Here is an 18,002-nt window from a genome sequence, read left to right on the forward strand (position 1 = left end):
AGCCCTCCGTACTTATACAAAAGGTACTCCTAAGGAGTACCTTTTCAACCCAACGACTCAGCACGAATCCTCCATTAGGCATTACCTGCCCTAGAAGGTTTGTTGCTGGGTGCAAACCACCCAAGTAGGGCTATCGCCACTAAAACAATATAGAAGACGGAAGTCCAGCCCGTGCTGTGGGGAAAATGATGATCCAGAACCCCAATATCCTCATGGGCAAGCGTAATTACAGCAAGCTTGACCCCAACCCAGGCAACAATTACATAAGCCGTTGTCTCAAGTGCCGGGCGTTGGCTAAGAAGCTTTACAAACCAAGTAGCTGCATATTTGATCAAGACCAACCCCGCGATCCCGCCAAGCACCACGACGATAAATTGGCCTCCGTCCATCCCGCCGAACTCGTCGAGCGGCGAATCCGGCAATCCGAGTGCGAGCGCGACCGCGGCGAGTATGGAATCGATCGCAAAGGCGAGATCGGCCAGGGCGATCTTTCCTACGGTCGGCCAAAAGCCCTTCCCTGCGGCTTCTTTCTCGTCCTCCTTGTGAATATCCTCGTTTTTCTTCCCGAATCGCGCCTTGATGATGTGCTTCAAGCCTAGGTACAGAAGATAGGCTGCGCCGATCGCCTGCACCTGCCACACGTTTGCGATAAAGGATATCGCAAAAAGAGCGGCAAAACGAAAAGCAAACGCCATTATGATTCCGTAATTAATCGCCTTTTTCTTCTGGTCATCCGGCAAATGCTTCGCGATCACCGCCAACACGAGCGCATTGTCAGCAGACAGCAATCCTTCCAATCCGATAAGAATTAGCAAAGCCCACGCATACTCCAACCACAATGATTCCAATTAGAATTCTCCCTTCTGCAACCATGTATGTAGATAATGTTTACTTGTCAGTAATGATATACGTAAAAAGTCGCCGAATGGGTTCAACCTGCACGCGACTTCGATAAAAAACTTGCCGTTACTTGTGGTATGGTTCAGCGTATCACAAATGAGGCGAATTTTTTTGGTGGCAGAATAAGTGCATCCGGAACAAGGTTGTCCTTATCAAGAATGTTCATGAACGACCACTCTTTCGTAATAATGGTTGGGTGATTTTTATTAAACAAAAAGATGAGTACTTCCCAAGATTCACAAAAAAAAGCGATTGCTCCCTGGTTAATACCAAGGAGCAATTACAGATTTATTTTATGGAATCAAATAACGAACGGAAACAGAGGTGAGGCCGACGAAGTTTGGATAACCACCCGCAACCGAGACTCTGTTGAACGTAAAGAATGCCCAGTCTCTTGGGTTTACTACACCGGGTGCAGTGTTGATAGTAAACGTTAAGAGATGATGCCTTACGCTCAATCCGCCGGCTGTTCCAGTAGGCTCAGTAACAACTACACTTGATAGAAGATTGTTTACTTCATAATTGACGTTGCCGGTACCTTGCCCCCATTGATCACCGTTGGATCGGAAGTCAGCCCGAAGTCTTAGTTGCACACTTCCGGATAATGGCGCCGCTTGATTTCTTTGTACCAAAAGGTGAACATCTACGGTGATCGGTGTGCCAGTTATATAGGAATTTGGAATTTGAAATTCAAGGTTTACTACTTCACTTGTAGAAGAAGGCGGCAAAGTCCAATATGCAATTCTTCCTCCCTCAGCAGTAGTCGGAGCAGGCGCATTATTGTACAAATCTTGGCTGAATGCTGCATCCGGATCAAAGCTTCCGTTTTTGTAAAGATCTTGAACCGTAAACACTAGGTCAACTTCTCCCAGACCCCTCGGCCCCGTTGGCCCTGTTGGCCCTGTTGGTCCCGTCGGCCCCGTTGGTCCCGTTGGCCCTGTTGGCCCTGTTGGTCCCGTCGGACCCGTTGGTCCCGTTGGCCCTGTTGGTCCCGTCGGCCCCGTCGGCCCCGTTGGTCCCGTTGGCCCTGTTGGTCCCGTCGGCCCCGTTGGTCCCGTTGGCCCTGTTGGTCCCGTTGGCCCTGTTGGTCCCGTCGGCCCCGTTGGTCCCGTTGGCCCTGTTGGTCCCGTCGGCCCCGTTGGTCCCGTTGGCCCTGTTGGTCCCGTTGGCCCTGTTGGTCCCGTTGGCCCTGTTGGTCCCATTGGCCCTGTTGGTCCCGTTGGTCCGGTTGGCCCCGTCAGTCCGGTCGGCCCCGTTGGCCCCGTCAGTCCCGTCGGCCCCGTCGGTCCGGTTGGCCCCGTCAGTCCCGTCAGTCCCGTCGGCCCTGTTGGTCCAGTAAGCCCTGAAGCGCCCGTCAGTCCTGTTGGTCCAATCAGCCCAGTAGCGCCAGTCGCCCCCGTCATCCCCTTCATACCAGTTGGTCCTATTGGCCCCTGAGGTCCCTGTGGCCCGGGAGGTCCCGGAGGACCAGGTTTTTGTCCCATTCATTTTCAGCCCCTCTCCAAACTTCTGCAATTAGTATATTGATGTATCGAACAACTTGTCTGGATTTTTACCTAGCTGCTATTGAAAAAAATTTTGGTAGATGTTAACCCACACTTCACCTAGGGATTGTACATATGCATATACAATATGTGTTGAACTCCCATTGATAAGGTGATCAATATGAAAATCGGCACTACCGTAGGCATTATGGTTCCTCGAAAAAGACAGAGAAAAGCGGTTTTGAGAACATATAATAAGTACAATAATCTCGACATCAGTCTTGCTTGTTTCATTCCAGAGGATATTAATTGGAAAAAGAAAAAAATACTTGCTCTATGTATGGATAAAGGTGTCATCAAAGAAAGAGTTATTTCTTTTCCTCAAGCCGTATACAACTGTTGTTATCTAAATCAACGAAAAACAATAGAACGTATGGAAAGAATCATTGGCAAGAACAAAACGTTCAATTATTTGAACCGGTTAAATAAGTGGGAAGTATACAGAATTCTGGAGAGTACACATCTAAGGAGGTTTCTTCCTCATACGTGTATATATAAGAGAGAACAATTACAAAAGACTTTTGATAAACACAAGCTTGTCTATCTCAAACCATGCCTAGGACATCATGGAAACGGGGTATTCCGTCTTGAGTTATTAAATGAAAATTTGAGGATTTCAGAAGACAGCTTACCACCGAGGTATATATGGCGACTAGATGACAAACAGCTTGCAGGGAAAGTGGAGAGGTTGTTGAAAGGAAAACAGTACATTGTTCAAAGCGGCATCTCAATGACACTATTCAATGACAAATACTTTGATCTAAGAGCACTTGTCCAAAAGAATGAGCAGGGGGACTGGGACATCACAAGTATTGTCAGCCGATTGGCATACAAACAATATTACAACACGAGCGTCTACGAAGAGGTTCATATCACTGAAGTCATCATGCACTCATTATTTCCTCCTGATGAATCTATAAAAATTATGAAAACAATCCAGGATGTAAGTATCCAGGCAGCTGCAGAATTAGAGAAAGGAATCGGTTTGATGGCAGAGGTAAGCGTTGATTACGGATTAGACATTAATGGGGCCTTGTGGATTATTGAGATGAACGGGAAACCTCAAAAAAAAATATATAACGATGTCGCAGGTATTGGAGATCGAAGTGCGATGTATCGACGGCCATTGGAATATGCATCTTATCTAGCGGCACAATCAACAACTTCTATTTGAGCAGGCGAATGCCTGCTTTTTTGTTATTTGCAAGCAGTTACAAGCCTACTTTAATACAATGAATAAGCAAGCAAACATCCGATTTTTTATAAGGAGGATAGAACGCATTGAAAATCGTGCAAATTGCTCCCGCTTTTTATCCAGTTCCACCTAAGCAATATGGCGGCATAGAACGAAGCATTTTCGACTTAACAGAAGAGCTTGTCAAGCTTGGACACGAAGTGTATCTATATGCGCTTAAGGGAAGCCGAAGCAGCGCAACAATTATCCCTTATGAACACGACGGCTTTAATGATACTGAGATAGCAAACTTCGTAATTCAAACACTGCGTGAAGACATTGATGTCATTCATGACCACACACATCACTCGGTCGTTGGCAAATTGAAACTGTCCGTTCCGACTGTTTGTTCGATTCGGATTCCAATAAATAACGGAGTAGAACATCCGATTTATTTAAGCGTAAGGGCACTTGAACAATATGGCGAAAATAAAGGGACATACGTATATAACGGGGTAAACCCGCAAGATTATCAATTTAGTGATCAAAAGCAAAATTATCTCCTTTTCTTAGGCATCGTAGGTTGGCATAAAGGAGTTCATCATGCTATGGAGATCGCTGTAAAGACAAAGAACAAACTTATTATCGCCGGACCTATTTGGGATAAAGATTTTTATAGTAAGCATGTAGTACCGGAAATAAATAATCATCCTGATTTAAGTTACATCGGGGAGGTAGGAGGACAAGAGAGACAGTATTTGTTGAAGAATGCAAAATGCGTCATATTCCCTACATTATGTGACGAGCCTTTCGGCCGGGTAATGATAGAGTCGATGGCTTGCGGCACTCCGGTAATTGCATTACCCAACGGTTCTGTTCCTGAGGTTCTCGCAGGTTTTCCCAACCTTATTTGTGACACTGTTGACGAAATGGTTCAGAAGGTGGAAAAGGACTCTTATCCCCCACCTAGCGAATTGCGTGAATACGTCCAAAAACATTTCTCCGCAAGTCTCATGGCCTCTCGGTACCTGGAAACATATAAAAGTGTAATTGAACTAAAGAGGTGATTTGATCCTGTGATTACGATTAGCCTGTGCATGATAGTGAAGAATGAAGAAAAAAGCATAGGAAATTGCTTGGAATCTGTAAAAGATATCGCTGATGAAATTATTATTGTCGATACCGGTTCTACAGATCGTTCAATAGAAATTGCCAAAGAATACACAGCACGAATAATTCCCTTTCAATGGATCGAAGATTTTTCAGCTGCACGAAATTTTTCATTCCGTCATGCATCCATGGACTATATTTTATGGCTTGATGCGGATGATGTACTATTGCCGGAGGATCAAGGGAAACTATACGGTTTGAAGAAAACGCTCAACTCATCTTTTGATGCCGTATCGATGATTTACCACTATGCCTTTGATGATTTCGGCAACGTTTCGCTTAGCTTCCGACGAAATAGGCTTGTTAGGAGAGATAAGCGGTTTCAGTGGAATGACGCAGTTCATGAGTATTTAGATGTTTACGGGAATGTGCTGGATTCGGATGTTACTGTCACCCACAGAAGAATCAATTCTTCTATGGGCAGAAATCTTGCAATTTATGAAAAGCGTATGGATAAAGGGGAAACATTTTCGCCCCGAGATCTTTACTATTATGCAAATGAGCTTAGAGACAATCATTTTTACGAAAAGGCCGTTCAATACTACGGAATGTTTTTGAATTGTGATCAAGCGTGGGTTGAGGACAAAATTACGGCTTGTGATAAAATGGCTGATTGTTATTATCAGTTGGGAGATCAGGAAAAGGAGAAAGAGGCGATTTACAAGTCATTCTCCTACGATTCACCTCGGGCGGAATTTTGTTGCAGGCTAGGCTTTCATTTTCTTAATAAAAGACAGTTTAAGACAGCCGCCTATTGGTATCGTTCTGCGATTCAATTAGAGAGACCTATAGATGGCTACCGATTTTGCAATGAGAGCTGCTGGACTTGGCTGCCTCATATACAACTATGCATTTGTTATTTTCATTTGGGTGATTACGAGAAATCAAATTCTCATAATGAGATTGCGCGAACGTATCGCCCTGCAGATGAGAATATTATTAATAATAAAGCATTGTTGGAACCATTGTTGGAAAAGTAAAAGGAGGTGGGTGAATGGATGTGAAATTTAGCGTTGTAATCCCTGCCCATAACCGTTCTCATCAATTATTGCTTACCTTGACGTCTTTTGAGAATCAAACTTACCCTAAAGATCAGTTTGAGGTCATCGTTGTGAATGACGGCTCAAATGACGTTACGAAAGAGGTTGTCGAAAACTTTAAGGCACCATTTCCATTAAAATACACTTCTACCGGGACTAGAAAAGGCAGGTCTACAGCACGGAATTTCGGCGTAAAGAATGCGCGAGGCGAGTATATCATCTTTTGCGATGCCGATTTTTTGGTATTGCCGAATTTTATTGAATCGTTCAATCGATATCACGTTCGATACGAAAATACAAGTGTATCCGGAGTTCCCGAATCATGGATTGGGGTCTATACACATTTGTATCCTGATTTTTCAACTGACACCAAAAAAGCCGCTCGAAACATATTATCCTACAATGATTTGTGGGAGGAATCTTATGAAGAAGCCGATAAGATAATAGAGATCATTACGCAAGAGGACGTTCGCAACAACTTGGATAAATTAAAGAAAGTCATTGCATGGAGAATGAGTCAAGATGTCAAGGCTGAATGTAAGAGAACGGATGTTGCACCATGGCTTCTATTTATTACACGATGTGTCTCTATAAGTAAGGAGCATTTTGATCTAGTAGGGGGATTTTACGAAGGGTTTGTAAAGTACGGTCTTGAAGATTGGGAATTAGGATACCGACTTCACCGTCTTGGAATACAATTTGTCAGTATTGATGAGACAATCGGCTACCACCAAGAACACCCTATCAGCTATAGAGGGGAAGACGGGAACGAAGAGAATCTGAAACTCATTTATAACATGCACGGTATTCAAGACCCTGAATTAACGATTATGGCTGTATGCCCTCCATGGTCGGATTATTACAGGTTCAAGAACACTTTACGAAAGTTGAAAAATGCTATAGAAGCTGCAGAGGCTACCCCAGTTGTAAGCACTACTACAAATGAAACAATGGATCTGGCAAGAAATCAACAATTCCAAATACCGCCACTGCAATTTGACACGAAGACACATACCCCCTTTTACTATTGGTCCAACCTCCCGGATATTCAATTAACAAACTTCAATTCTTCTGTTGTATCAGCCAAAAATGAAGAGGAGAATTGTATGTGGCTTAATCAACCGCCCTATGGAGGATGGGGAGAACCCAACGGATTGGTCGTTTATCGGAATACATTTCATTTGACAGCACAAGCTCTGATTAAGATTCAGATTCCTTATGCGGATGATATGGCAATTGCCTATATTGATAACAATCCGGTTGCTTATAACGGCACTATTGATTTACCTGCTCAATTAGATAAGGTTTTACTTGAAGAGGGGGAGCATAGCGTTATCGTCTTTGCTGCAAACGTATTTATTCCTATCGAGCAAAATAGAGCAGGTGTTCATGTACACGTCGTAAATCTTATTACGCGAGAAGTGTATGTGACATCTTCGAATCCTACGCAATGGCTGAGCACTGGCTACTTATCAACACTACCGATAAGCTCGTACGCGAATCCAGGGAATTATACTGTGGACCAACTATTGATAAATAACAGTACAGGCAGAATAGATCAGTGTAATAAATGGAACATTACAGTCCATTAATTGTTCCAATCATAATTACGCTTACAATAAGAAAAAAATGTTCACTACTCATAGTAAATCGCTGTGAAGCCAGCAGGCTCATAAGCTGAGTGAAGCGATGGTAGACTGCCTGGATTGGCTCGGAAAGGCCTTGAATAATCGGGAAGACAAGAGGCTAACGGAGGTTTTCTACGAAAGGAGAACCGAAGCGAACCGTCTGAACGTGCATGGCAGACATATAGAGGCAGTATCTTGTCTTACACAAAGGTCTAGAGTATGCCATACTCATCTTCAAGCTACCCCATCCATGCCACTCAATCCAACACAAGAGACCCTGCTCAGCAACCTTCCCCTGTGGCCTCACCCCCATCCTACCTTCGGGGGCAACTTTCCGTACCCAGCAAGCGGTTAAGGTCATAAATTTCGCCTCACTTATGATATGGTTCTCCCCGATTGATCCGCATCGCTCGATAAATCTGCTCCACCAGCACCAGCCGCATCAGCTGGTGCGGCAGCGTCATGCGGCCAAACGATAGCCGCATATCCGCACGGCGCAGCAGCTCGCTCGATAGTCCGAGCGAGCCGCCGATGACAAAGGCCACCTGGCTGCGCCCGTAGGTGGCCAGCTTATCGAGCGAGCCCGCCAGCTGCTCGCTCGTCCACATCTCGCCGTCGATGGCCAGCGCCACGACGTATGCATCCGGGGCGAGCTTCGCCAGAAGCCGCTCGCCTTCCCGTTCCCGTACCTGCCGCTCCTCGGCAGGCGACATGTTCTCCGGTGCCTTCTCGTCCGGCACCTCCACGATCTGCACCTTGGCATAAGGCCCAAGGCGCTTCACATACTCCGCGATCCCGTCGACGAGATAGCGTTCTTTCAATTTCCCTACGGTAAGTATCTGTATATGCATGACACTGATCCCCTTTTCTTTACAGCGGACCATTGAACCAAGTCCGCGCTTCGCTAACCTGCATTTCCTGCATGATATTCCACCGAAAACCGCTCTTTTCGGTCCACCACCTGTTTTTCCTACAGGTAATTTCCCCGAATCTACCCCAAATCGTGCGATTTCACTCTATTTACCTGCATGTTTTGCAGGACGATTGCCTCCAAGCAGCAAACCCCAGCAAATAACATGCACTTTTTACATCTTGACCAGCCGCCTTGGATGGGTATATGCAGCTGCAGCTCTGCATGTAAGTGATAATCCCAACATCCAAAAAACAAAAAAGGAGGCCTCCGCCTCCCTCATACAACTAGAAATCGCGCTGACTCCTTACAGTGATCGCAATGCGTCGGTGGTTCCCAATTGGCAAAGTAAGTCTTTTGCAGATCCACAATGTCCGGCGCTTCTTCGTATTCATCGACGAACTCATCGATCGCGATTTCGACATGATCTTTACATACTACATACATGCAAGTACCTCTCTCATCCACGTTGTCATTCAGTCACGTTTATCTCTCATTCGATCATCCATGTTGTCATTCACACACGTCCGTCTCTCATTCGATCATCCACGTTGTCATTCACTCACATTTATCTCTCATTCGATCATCAGCCGTTATCACTCACTCGTTTATTTATCGCTCGCTTCCGCAAGGGTAACCGAAGTGCTCAATTTTTTGCCGCCGCGATAGTAAATCACGTTGACTTTGTCGCCGATTTGCTTCTCATTGTACAAATACTTACGAAGCGAAATCGTGCTGTCGATCTTGCGGTCGTCCAGCTGAACGATGACGTCTTGTGCCTTAAGACCAGCATCTTTGGCAGGACCGGAGACGTCGAAGACGATAACTCCAGTTTTCACATCTGCAGGGAGCTTTAATACATCCGTCCCGGTAAAAGCTTGCAGCTCCTGTGTGGAAACCCCCATCAACGGGCGTTTCACCTTATGATCCTTGATCAGGCTCTCAATGACCGGCTTCACACTGTTGATCGGTATGGCAAAACCCAAACCTTCAACACCCGTATCGGCAATCTTCATCGAGTTAATCCCGATTACCTTGCCTTCGATGTTGACGAGCGGCCCGCCGCTGTTCCCCTGATTGATCGCGGCATCGGTCTGGATGACGTCCATCTCCCAGTCATAATCGCCGCCATCACGTGAAAGCGCCACCGGAATTGTACGCTTAGGCGAGGAAATAATTCCCTGCGTTACCGTAGGTGAGAAACCAAGCCCCAGTGGATTACCAACTGCAATCGCCGTCTCTCCGGCACGCAGCTGTTCGGAATCCCCGAAATCAGCAATCACTTTCACATCTTTTCCATCGGCTTCCAAAACCGCTAAATCGGTAATCCGGTCACGTCCGACCAAGGTCGCTTTGCTATGCTCACCTTGAAAATTAACGATTTCGAATTGATTCCCATTCTCCACGACATGGCTATTCGTGACGATGCGCACCTTATCGCCGTTGCGCCCGAATATGACGCCCGATCCGATGCCTTGCCCGGTTTCTTGACCGCCCTTATCGTCCTTCTTCGAGGAGATCACGCTGACGACAGCTGGCTTAATTTTTTCCGTTGCCGTGATGACCGAATCATTATTCATGGGATGCGTTTCGACCTTCGCAGAAGCCGGAACAGCAAGCGCCGTTTCTGTTACTTCATTTGTGGCCAAGCCGATGATCCACACGAGGATCAACATCAGCAGCGCACCGCCTAGACCAGCGATTAGAACTACATTCCGTTTTCGATCCGCAAAGCTTGTAAATTGTGCCGACCCTCTAAGCCGCCAAACCGGCTGCTTTTGCTGTCGCTCCCTTGACGTTTTGGTCGAGTAAAAATCATCATCAAACAAACTCATTCCGGATCCCCCCCTTTCGCTGACGGTGACGCGCTTCTTTTTTTTGCAATAAATAGGAATGTTTCGCTCACAACTTGCCTACAATAATAGTAAACCAAATCTCTTAAAGAAATACTAGAGAGTTCGCAAAGGAGCATGCACAATGAACCGTATTCATTCCCATCTCGATGAAATCAATATGATCGGCAAGCTGGCTGATCTCAAGGAAAGCCATTATCACCAATCCCTCATTCTTTCATCTCTCATCCAGGTTCTCATTGATAAAGGCATCATAACCGCACAAGAGCTCCAGCAGAAGTCCAAGGAACTGGACGCTGCGCTCACTCCGAATCCAGCACATCCCATTTCGTAGGCCGGTCAAAATATGTATCCATAAGACGCAGCTGCTTCGCCTCAGGGGCACGTTCTTGTAATATATTATTCACGGTCAGCCTGGCCAAATCCATTAAATTATGATCACGGCTGAGATGCGCCATATAGACGGACTTCGTCTTACCGGTCATCACGTCACAGAGCGCTTCCCCTGCGGCTTCGTTGGATAAGTGACCCTTATCCCCCAGAATACGACGTTTGATGCTCCATGGATAATGCCCCATGCGCAGCATTTCCACATCGTGATTCGTCTCCAGCACCATGGCGTCGGAATCCGTAATCTTCTCCTTCACCTTGGAGCTCATATAGCCCAAATCCGTGACGACGCTTAATTTCTGTTCCCCTTCATAAAAGCAGTACCCTACAGGCTCCGCTGCATCATGGGAAATCCCGAACGATTCAACCTTCAGCGTGCCAAAACCCTCCGCAGATCCGGTCTCCATCACGCGTTTATTGCCTTCAGCAATCTCACCGATTTGCCGGTTCAGCTCTTCCCACGTCTTCTCATTCGCATAAATCGGAAGATCATATTTGCGGGCAAAAGCACCTAGCCCTTTGATATGATCAGAATGCTCATGCGTGACCAGAATCGCATCGATACTGCTGGCCTCGAGCTCGCGTTCCTTCATCAATTGCTCCATCTTCTTGGCGCTGAAGCCGACATCCACAAGCAGCTTGACCTCTCCGTTGTCCACGATCGTCGCGTTCCCCGTCGAACCGCTCGACAGCACCGTAAATCTTACTCCCATGTAACCTGCTCCTCTATCTCATTCCTTGTTCGTCACCTAATACAGTCTGCTCTATTTACTATCCTTGCCTTTATCCGCCGCATCCTCTTTATTTCCATCTGCAGCAGGTGTAGCAAACGGTGACAATTCCGAACCTTTCTGAGGAGGCTCTACCGCCCCGTTGAATGCCTGCAGATAATAAATATCGATCGAATCGCCATTATCGATCGTCACGCGCCAATGCGGGAACATCGGCTGCGTTTGAGAATTATAATTTTGACCGTGGTAACCCAGACGCACTTCCGTAATAATCGATCCTTCGCTCAAATAATTATCCACCAAGCTGCGTACAGCCAGCTGAGCGGGAATAAGCTTCTGCTCCGTCTGCTCTACTCCTGATTCTACTTCAACATACGCTTGTCGGTAACTGGTAATTTCTCCATTTTGCTCATTGAGTTTTAAATTGACATCAAACAGCGGGAGCTTCCCGAACACTTGATTGAATAAATAAACCCCATTTTTACTCGTAACCGAGTCGAATTGATACAGCTCAAAATGCGGAATCTCCGACCGTGCCTGCACTTCTTTGCTAGCGCCTTTACCTAGAATCATGGTCATCGTCATCGGCGTTTTCAGCGTCTTCTCCTCGCTGGGCTTTATGCTCTCATCGAACTTCACGGTAATAACCTTCAGCTTCGGCAGATCAGTCGGCAAGTCTTCCGTTAATCGAATGTTTTTGCTGCGCAGAACGCGGTTAAGCTCCTCTACGGTTCCAGATGTATCAGAGGCAATTTCCGTCCGATTGGATCGATTGGCGGACCATAACTGGAAGCCGAGAATCATATTTAACATCAAAAAAGAGAGGATTAAAATCGTTTTGGCCCGACCCCAGTTCATGGCCCTCACCTGCCTTCGCTCATCATCGAAATTCATTCCATAAAATCAAACGTGCCATCCCGCAGCTCCAGCGCCCATGTCGGCGCAAACACAATCGTTTTCTCCGATATAATCGGCCGGTACGCCGGGAAAATAGAAAGAATACTCGTCCGACGCTGATAATACTGCAACCGTTCTTCCAGTACGTCGCCAGAGATCAGCTCGGCATCCCGACGCTGCCCCGTCTTGAGATCCGGAATAATCATTGAACGCTCGAAGCCGGATACGAGGCCTTTCTGAACTTGCAGCTTCAGAGATCCGAAGCCTTCCAACTGATTTGTAATAATCGGAAGGGATTCATAATACTGACGGAACGTAAACGTATAGTTATCATAAGACTGCTTTTGCGGCGTGCGGGCAACTACGTATTTCCCGTCCCAACCAATGTGCTGATTGATGAACTTAATCCCCGCCAGCAAATCATCCTTCACATCGCTTTTTGTCTCGACCGGAGCGACGGGATCCGAATACGTAATCCACCGCTGATCCCGATTGATTTGGAATCCGCGCTTACTGTCTGTATAGATCTCCGAGCCGTCCCGCTCCTTCAAATTCCTTGTAATACCCGGATCAACGAACAGGCTCTGCTTCAATTGCTCGGCCGTCAGCAGGCTATAGTTGAACGAGTAGCTAGGTACTCGAAGCGGTTTAAGCGGCAAGTAGTAATCGCCATTGTTGGTCGTTTTGTATAGGTTGGTCAAATCGCCGTAGGCAGCGAAATTCTCCACGTCTTTACTTGTAAAATCGGCCCGTACGACTTCATACCCAACGCTTGGGGAGTCTGTAAAAAAGAACGCGCGCACGTCCTCGTTATTTCCTTTTGAAAAAATCCATACCCGTGTTATTTTATCATTCTCGACGGGAATTTCGCCTTCAATACGAAGCAATTGCTGCATCACGCTAAACGGAATGCCTTCCCGAAAGCGCATTTCCACGCCTTGCTGTTTCGTTCGAACGTCCTCCCAATTCACATTGGCCAAATACATCGTTGTTTTGCGAAATCCATCGAAACTGCGCTGCTTGATATTGTCCAAGAGGCGAGTGTAGTAATAATTGCTCGGGTACAAAACAGAGTGCTGCTGATTGCCCAGATGCACAATCATCTGATCAGGAAACAGCATATCCTGCAGCTCCGATTGCTTGCCCAGCGTTTCCGTTTGGACGTAATTGCTTGGCTGAATCGGCTCGCCTCTCGGAGGGCTATACGAAGAGAGCAGGAAGCTCTGATACAAGCTGAACCCGATTAGAACGACGAGAAGAACCGATTTCAGGCTCTCTATCATACCTTTTCGTCCTCCTCTTGCCCCATCGGGAGCGTGAATGTAACGCGAGTTCCTTGTCCCAGCTCCGAATCCAGAGCTATTGTACCGCCATGCGCTTTGACTATTTCCCGGGCAATAGAAAGACCTAGTCCTGTTCCGCCCATGTTTCGGGAGCGTGCTTTGTCCACGCGATAGAATCGATCAAAGATGCGGGACAAATCCTTCTTTGGAATGCCGATCCCATTATCCTGTACCGAAATTTCCAGCATCTCTTTGTCGATTTTCCTCGCGCTCAGACGGATTGATCCTTCGTCGCCGGTATATTTGATCGCATTCGAAACGAGATTATCGAGCACTTGGTCGATTTTGTCCCGGTCCAGAAGCAGCCGTGTTACCCCCGGCTCTACCTGAATGTTGATGCGAATCTTCCGCTGCCGCAGCTGAAACGAGAAGCGGTCCGCTACCTCTTCCAGCATCTCGCTCACGAGCGTTGACGATTTGCTCATCATCGATTGCTTCGAATCGAGCCTCGACAGATGCAGCAGATCCGTCACCAGACGGATCATCCGCTCCGTCTCGCTCCGTGTTACGCTGATGAAGCGCGACGCGAGCTGCGGCTCCTCAATCGCGCCGTCGTCCAGCGCCTCCAGGTAGCTCTTGATCGTCGTCAGCGGCGTCCGCAGCTCGTGCGACACGTTCGCGACGAACTCGCGTCTCGCCTGCTCCAACTTCTCCTGATCGGTGACGTCCTGCAGTACCGCAATGATCCCGTGCTGCCCTTCACCCCGGCGGTGAATCGGTGTGAACGTAATCCGAACCGAGAGCTGCTCTTCCTCATCGGGGAGCTCAATATCAAGCAGCGTCGTGTTCACTTGCCCACCGATAAATTCGCGAATCGTATCCATCGGAATTCCGAGCACCTCAGAGATTTCCCTTCCAATCGTCGCCTCTTCCTCCGTCTGTAGAATCTGCTTCGCCCGCCGGTTGAGCACGATGACTTGTCCCCTATCATCCGTCGCGATAACGCCGTCGTTCATATTGGTCAAGATCGAAGCCAGCTTCTCCTTCTCCTCTTCGTTGAGCGAGAGCGCTTCTTTCAGCCGGTTCATCATAAAATTGAATGTAGACCCCAGCTGTCCGATCTCATCCGTCCCTTGTACACGTACCTGCTGATCAAAATTCCCCTCTGCAACCGCCGTCGCTTGCCTCGTAATCTCTTTGATCGGATTCGTAATCGTGCTCGACAGGATAACGCCTAGAATAGCTGTCAGCCCGAGCGCAATCAGGGTACCGGAGATCAGAATGCGGTTGATCGAACTGATCGTTTGATAAACATCTTCCATCGACGCGATGATATAAACCGCTCCCAGCACACGAACACCGCTGCCTACCGGCTTCGCAATAATAACCTTGCGATGGCCATCCTCATCCGTGAAAATCCGCTGGTTGTCTTTGATCCCCTGCAGGGCACGAATCACCTCAGGCTGCGTATTCCGCTGCTTCAAATGACTGGGCACCGATGTACTGATCACATTACCGTTGGCATCGATAATCTGTATTTCCGCGTTATTAATGGAGAATAAATTGCTGACGAACTCGTTCAAATCGGCATACGTTTTCTTACCTTCCGCATTCTTGCTATCTTGATCTCCAGTTAGATAAGGCCCCACGAAACCGGCGAGCAGCGTCGCCTGGCTATTGCGAGAAGCTAGGAAATCATTTTTGAAATATGTCTCCACCGTCTTGTAGAAATATACGCCAATGAGCTGCATGGCAATAAGAATAAGCAGTACGTAGATGATAATCAGCTTCGACTGAATGGATTGAAAGAAGCGGATGCCTTTCATGCCTAGAAGCCACCGGCTTTCGGGCTCCGCATCATATAGCCGAGTCCTCTTCGCGTCATAATATACTCCGGACGGCTCGGATCGGTTTCCAGCTTCTCACGCAGACGCCGAATCGTCACATCCACCGTACGCACATCGCCGAAATATTCGAAGCCCCATACCGCCTGCAAGAGATGCTCACGCGTCATCACTTTGCCTGAATTTTTAGCCAGGTATTGAATCAGCTCGAATTCCCGATGCGTCAAATCAAGAGGAGTCTCATCTTTATACACCATATACATGTCGTTATCGATAAAAAGTCCATGAATCCGCATCCCATTACGCTGCGTATCAAGCTCCGGAGGAGCGGCTTGAGCTTTGGTCTGTCTGCGCAGGTGTGCCTTCACCCGGGCAAGCAGCTCCCTCGTGCCAAAGGGCTTGGTCACATAGTCGTCAGCACCCATTTCCAGGCCAAGCACTTTATCCAGTTCTGTATCTTTGGCAGTCAGCATAATGATAGGAGTATTCAGCTTCGAGCGAACCTCCCGGCACACATCCATGCCATCCTTCACAGGCAGCATAAGATCGAGCAAAATCAAGTCCGGCTGCTCCGAAAAAGCAAGCTCAACCGCGCTGCCGCCATCGTATGCGCATATGACTTGATAGCCCTCTTTTTCCAAATTAAATTTCAAAATATCTGCAATCGGTTGTTCGTCATCCACCACTAGAATTTTGCCAAACAAACGTACCACCGCCTACTTCATAAAGTCGTCTATCTGTCTATTTTACCATAACTTCATGCAAAAAGAGACAAGGTCCCCGTGATGTCCGGTTCGACCTCGCCTCTTCTTCTAGCTAGCGATTCAAATATTTCAAAGGATTTTGGACCCCCCCACTCTTGTGCACTTCGAAATGCAGATGCACGCCTGTGGAATCGCCTGTACTCCCCATAATGCCGATTTTATCGCCCTTCTCCACAATGGTGCCTTCGGAGGTGGTGATTTTGCTTAAATGTCCGTAAAGCGTCTCGTAACCGTTCAAATGATTAATAATAATATAATTGCCGTAATCGGATTTGTAGCCGGTTTCGATGACCTTGCCGTTGTCGGCCGCCATGATGTTCTTATTTCCTGTAATATCGATACCCTTATGCAGCTTGCCCCAGCGCATGCCGTATGTGCTCGAAATACTCGGTGAGACGACCGGCCATGCAAACTTACCGGAACCTTCGCCTTTAATGACTTTCGTGCCCTTCTTCACTTTGGCGGTTACAGGTTGATCAATGATTTCCTCATTAACTACCGTCTCTCCTGTCATTAAACCGTTAACCTTCGTGACTTGAATCGTCACCTTTTTCAACCCGTTCTTGCCTGGGGAAATCGGTTGAACGACGCCAACACGCATCGAATCGTCCTTCACATACTCGGTGTCGTATTGAATCTCTTGATTCTGGACAACCTTTTCCGTCGTTTTGACGGAGAGTGTCGGTTGTAATACGGTAACATCCAGCTGATTGCCGATCTTCAGCTTATCATCTTGAATGCCTGGATTCTTGTCATAAATAAATTGTTTGGAAATACCCAGTTTCTTGGCGATGCAAGAGACACAGTCTCCTTCGACAACCGTATATTTAGCTGGCTGTACATCACCGGTTTGCAGCTTTTTGACGACGTCGTCCGGATTGGCTAAATCCTTCGGTTCAATAGGAACTTCAACCTTTTCAACTTGCTGGACAAACTCGACTTTATCGAGCTCGGATGGCGCTGTGCTGATATCCTCATTCGAACTGGTCGAAAGAACAGCTACCTTAGCGGATTCCTTGGCTTTGGTAATAAAAGGTGCCTGCACCTGTTCAAGAATACGATCCGCCGTTTCTTGATCCTTCACAATCGCAACGACTTTGCCATCTACCTTCAGCTCAACGCCGGTTGGCTGAGGAACTAAAAGCGAGTTCAATGAAGCAATGACGGCTTCGTTATCCGTCTTAGCATTGTAAGCCCTTTCAGCCCTATAGGTGATACCATTGGTCTCGAGTACTACATGGACATCCGGATAGTTCTTTTGTACTTCCTGCGGTCTGTTCTGCTTATATTCATCGATAATTTTACTGTCGCTTACGAGTCCGATTTCTTGATTATTCAGCATCACATGGTACACATTCTCCATGTTTGCTTCTACATATTGATGTCCAGCAATTGTGATTGCCCCTGTCAGAGCGATTGCGCCCGCTCCCAGAATAAGAGGCCATTTATGTCGTTTCATTACCGCCAGCGTTGTCGTTGTCGTCGTTTCATGTTGCTGCTTGTCTGATTCATTTCCGGTCAAGCTTTCTCGCTTAGCCTTGAATCTCTCGATGAGATCCATGACAAAGCGCATTCCCCTGAAACCTGTCATGATCTTCTCCCTTTAGACGGTTTTGCATCCACAGATACATAAATCAACCTTGATTAGACATAATATCCATTAAGGATATCTTCCTTTTGTTAAATTTACCACAGATTCTCTGCCAATTTCAACATCATCTCAGACAGGCATGTGATAGATTCGTGTCAAACGCCAAAAGCCGACGCCGATTGCTCGATATTCTTGTAGACAAACCCAACATTTTGAACCTCGAGCAAAAATTGTGGCGAAAGTTCGTGCTGACGATTTCCGTTTTCTGGCGAAAACGATAAGC

Annotated in this window: 16 protein-coding genes; 5 read left to right on the forward strand and 11 right to left on the reverse strand. The window is 47.0% G+C overall.

What is annotated here, in order from left to right; genetic code table 11:
- Window positions 1–74 precede the first annotated feature (74 nt).
- Both ICC18_RS18915 and ICC18_RS34790 read right to left on the reverse strand, forming a co-directional pair.
- Entirely contained in the window at window positions 75–848 is a 774-nt protein-coding gene (locus ICC18_RS18915) for a MeeY/MeeF family manganese export membrane protein (protein WP_188175986.1), read from the reverse strand.
- 345 nt (window positions 849–1,193) lie between these two features.
- Window positions 1,194–2,384: a hypothetical protein gene (locus tag ICC18_RS34790; protein ID WP_446673944.1), complete on the reverse strand. Its 1,191-nt coding sequence runs from the start codon at window positions 2,382–2,384 to the stop codon at window positions 1,194–1,196.
- Between the two features lie 181 nt (window positions 2,385–2,565).
- Between ICC18_RS34790 and ICC18_RS18925 the strand changes: the two genes are divergently transcribed.
- The 4 genes from ICC18_RS18925 to ICC18_RS18940 all read left to right on the forward strand — a co-directional run bounded on the left by ICC18_RS18925 (window position 2,566) and on the right by ICC18_RS18940 (window position 7,420).
- Entirely contained in the window at window positions 2,566–3,618 is a 1,053-nt protein-coding gene (locus ICC18_RS18925) for a YheC/YheD family endospore coat-associated protein (RefSeq protein ID WP_188175987.1), read from the forward strand.
- A gap of 116 nt (window positions 3,619–3,734) precedes the next feature.
- Window positions 3,735–4,685: a glycosyltransferase gene (locus ICC18_RS18930; RefSeq protein WP_312029561.1), complete on the forward strand. Its 951-nt coding sequence runs from the start codon at window positions 3,735–3,737 to the stop codon at window positions 4,683–4,685.
- A 9-nt stretch (window positions 4,686–4,694) separates the two neighbouring features.
- A complete protein-coding gene (locus ICC18_RS18935) occupies window positions 4,695–5,768 on the forward strand; it encodes a glycosyltransferase family 2 protein (RefSeq protein WP_188175989.1) in 1,074 nt (357 codons plus the stop codon).
- Between the two features lie 14 nt (window positions 5,769–5,782).
- Complete coding sequence (locus ICC18_RS18940) at window positions 5,783–7,420, forward strand: glycosyltransferase family 2 protein (protein WP_188175990.1); 1,638 nt, start codon at window positions 5,783–5,785, stop codon at window positions 7,418–7,420.
- Between the two features lie 407 nt (window positions 7,421–7,827).
- Here ICC18_RS18940 and rlmH read toward each other — a convergent pair whose 3' ends face one another.
- From rlmH to ICC18_RS18955, 3 genes are all read right to left on the reverse strand, one after another.
- Window positions 7,828–8,307, reverse strand: coding sequence for a 23S rRNA (pseudouridine(1915)-N(3))-methyltransferase RlmH (rlmH, locus tag ICC18_RS18945; RefSeq protein WP_188175991.1), 480 nt, complete (start codon window positions 8,305–8,307; stop codon window positions 7,828–7,830).
- Window positions 8,308–8,645: 338 nt separating this feature from the next.
- The gene (locus ICC18_RS18950; protein WP_188175992.1) at window positions 8,646–8,813 is read right to left on the reverse strand and encodes a CxxH/CxxC protein; all 168 of its coding nucleotides are present in this window, start codon (window positions 8,811–8,813) and stop codon (window positions 8,646–8,648) included.
- Between the two features lie 161 nt (window positions 8,814–8,974).
- Window positions 8,975–10,201, reverse strand: coding sequence for a S1C family serine protease (locus ICC18_RS18955; RefSeq protein ID WP_188175993.1), 1,227 nt, complete (start codon window positions 10,199–10,201; stop codon window positions 8,975–8,977).
- A gap of 142 nt (window positions 10,202–10,343) precedes the next feature.
- On the opposite strand from ICC18_RS18955, the gene ICC18_RS18960 reads away from it, so the two are divergent.
- Window positions 10,344–10,553 (forward strand): hypothetical protein, encoded by a 210-nt coding sequence (locus ICC18_RS18960; protein WP_188175994.1) that lies wholly within the window; start codon window positions 10,344–10,346, stop codon window positions 10,551–10,553.
- On the opposite strand, the gene ICC18_RS18965 is transcribed toward ICC18_RS18960, so the two are convergent.
- From ICC18_RS18965 to ICC18_RS18990, 6 genes are all read right to left on the reverse strand, one after another.
- Window positions 10,522–11,322 carry an MBL fold metallo-hydrolase gene (locus ICC18_RS18965; protein WP_188175995.1) on the reverse strand — a complete coding sequence of 267 codons (801 nt, stop codon included), beginning with the start codon at window positions 11,320–11,322 and terminating at the stop codon, window positions 10,522–10,524. The two genes, ICC18_RS18960 and ICC18_RS18965, sit on opposite strands and share 32 nt — an antisense overlap.
- Before the next feature lie 51 nt (window positions 11,323–11,373).
- A complete protein-coding gene (gene yycI / locus ICC18_RS18970) occupies window positions 11,374–12,198 on the reverse strand; it encodes a two-component system regulatory protein YycI (protein ID WP_188175996.1) in 825 nt (274 codons plus the stop codon).
- Between the two features lie 32 nt (window positions 12,199–12,230).
- Entirely contained in the window at window positions 12,231–13,520 is a 1,290-nt protein-coding gene (locus ICC18_RS18975; RefSeq protein WP_188175997.1) for a YycH family regulatory protein, read from the reverse strand.
- The gene (gene walK / locus ICC18_RS18980; RefSeq protein ID WP_188175998.1) at window positions 13,517–15,346 is read right to left on the reverse strand and encodes a cell wall metabolism sensor histidine kinase WalK; all 1,830 of its coding nucleotides are present in this window, start codon (window positions 15,344–15,346) and stop codon (window positions 13,517–13,519) included. Before walK ends, ICC18_RS18975 begins: the two co-directional genes overlap by 4 nt.
- A gap of 2 nt (window positions 15,347–15,348) precedes the next feature.
- A complete protein-coding gene (gene yycF, locus ICC18_RS18985; protein WP_188175999.1) occupies window positions 15,349–16,068 on the reverse strand; it encodes a response regulator YycF in 720 nt (239 codons plus the stop codon).
- Between the two features lie 112 nt (window positions 16,069–16,180).
- Entirely contained in the window at window positions 16,181–17,719 is a 1,539-nt protein-coding gene (locus ICC18_RS18990) for a M23 family metallopeptidase (protein ID WP_188176000.1), read from the reverse strand.
- Window positions 17,720–18,002 lie beyond the last annotated feature (283 nt).

It is taken from the genome of Paenibacillus sedimenti, from assembly GCF_014534655.1.
Classification (GTDB): domain Bacteria; phylum Bacillota; class Bacilli; order Paenibacillales; family NBRC-103111; genus Paenibacillus_E; species Paenibacillus_E sedimenti.

Bases quoted from the DNA above. Each gene is read 5' to 3' on its own strand.
- ICC18_RS34790 (WP_446673944.1), bottom strand. From the start codon at position 2,384: ATGGGACAAAAACCTGGTCCTCCGGGACCTCCCGGGCCACAGGGACCT.
- ICC18_RS18925 (WP_188175987.1), top strand. From the start codon at position 2,566: ATGAAAATCGGCACTACCGTAGGCATTATGGTTCCTCGAAAAAGACAG.
- ICC18_RS18940 (WP_188175990.1), top strand. From the start codon at position 5,783: ATGGATGTGAAATTTAGCGTTGTAATCCCTGCCCATAACCGTTCTCAT.
- rlmH (WP_188175991.1), bottom strand. From the start codon at position 8,307: ATGCATATACAGATACTTACCGTAGGGAAATTGAAAGAACGCTATCTC.
- ICC18_RS18950 (WP_188175992.1), bottom strand. From the start codon at position 8,813: ATGTATGTAGTATGTAAAGATCATGTCGAAATCGCGATCGATGAGTTC.
- ICC18_RS18955 (WP_188175993.1), bottom strand. From the start codon at position 10,201: ATGAGTTTGTTTGATGATGATTTTTACTCGACCAAAACGTCAAGGGAG.
- ICC18_RS18960 (WP_188175994.1), top strand. From the start codon at position 10,344: ATGAACCGTATTCATTCCCATCTCGATGAAATCAATATGATCGGCAAG.
- ICC18_RS18965 (WP_188175995.1), bottom strand. From the start codon at position 11,322: ATGGGAGTAAGATTTACGGTGCTGTCGAGCGGTTCGACGGGGAACGCG.
- yycI (WP_188175996.1), bottom strand. From the start codon at position 12,198: ATGAACTGGGGTCGGGCCAAAACGATTTTAATCCTCTCTTTTTTGATG.
- ICC18_RS18975 (WP_188175997.1), bottom strand. From the start codon at position 13,520: ATGATAGAGAGCCTGAAATCGGTTCTTCTCGTCGTTCTAATCGGGTTC.
- walK (WP_188175998.1), bottom strand. From the start codon at position 15,346: ATGAAAGGCATCCGCTTCTTTCAATCCATTCAGTCGAAGCTGATTATC.
- ICC18_RS18990 (WP_188176000.1), bottom strand. From the start codon at position 17,719: ATGACAGGTTTCAGGGGAATGCGCTTTGTCATGGATCTCATCGAGAGA.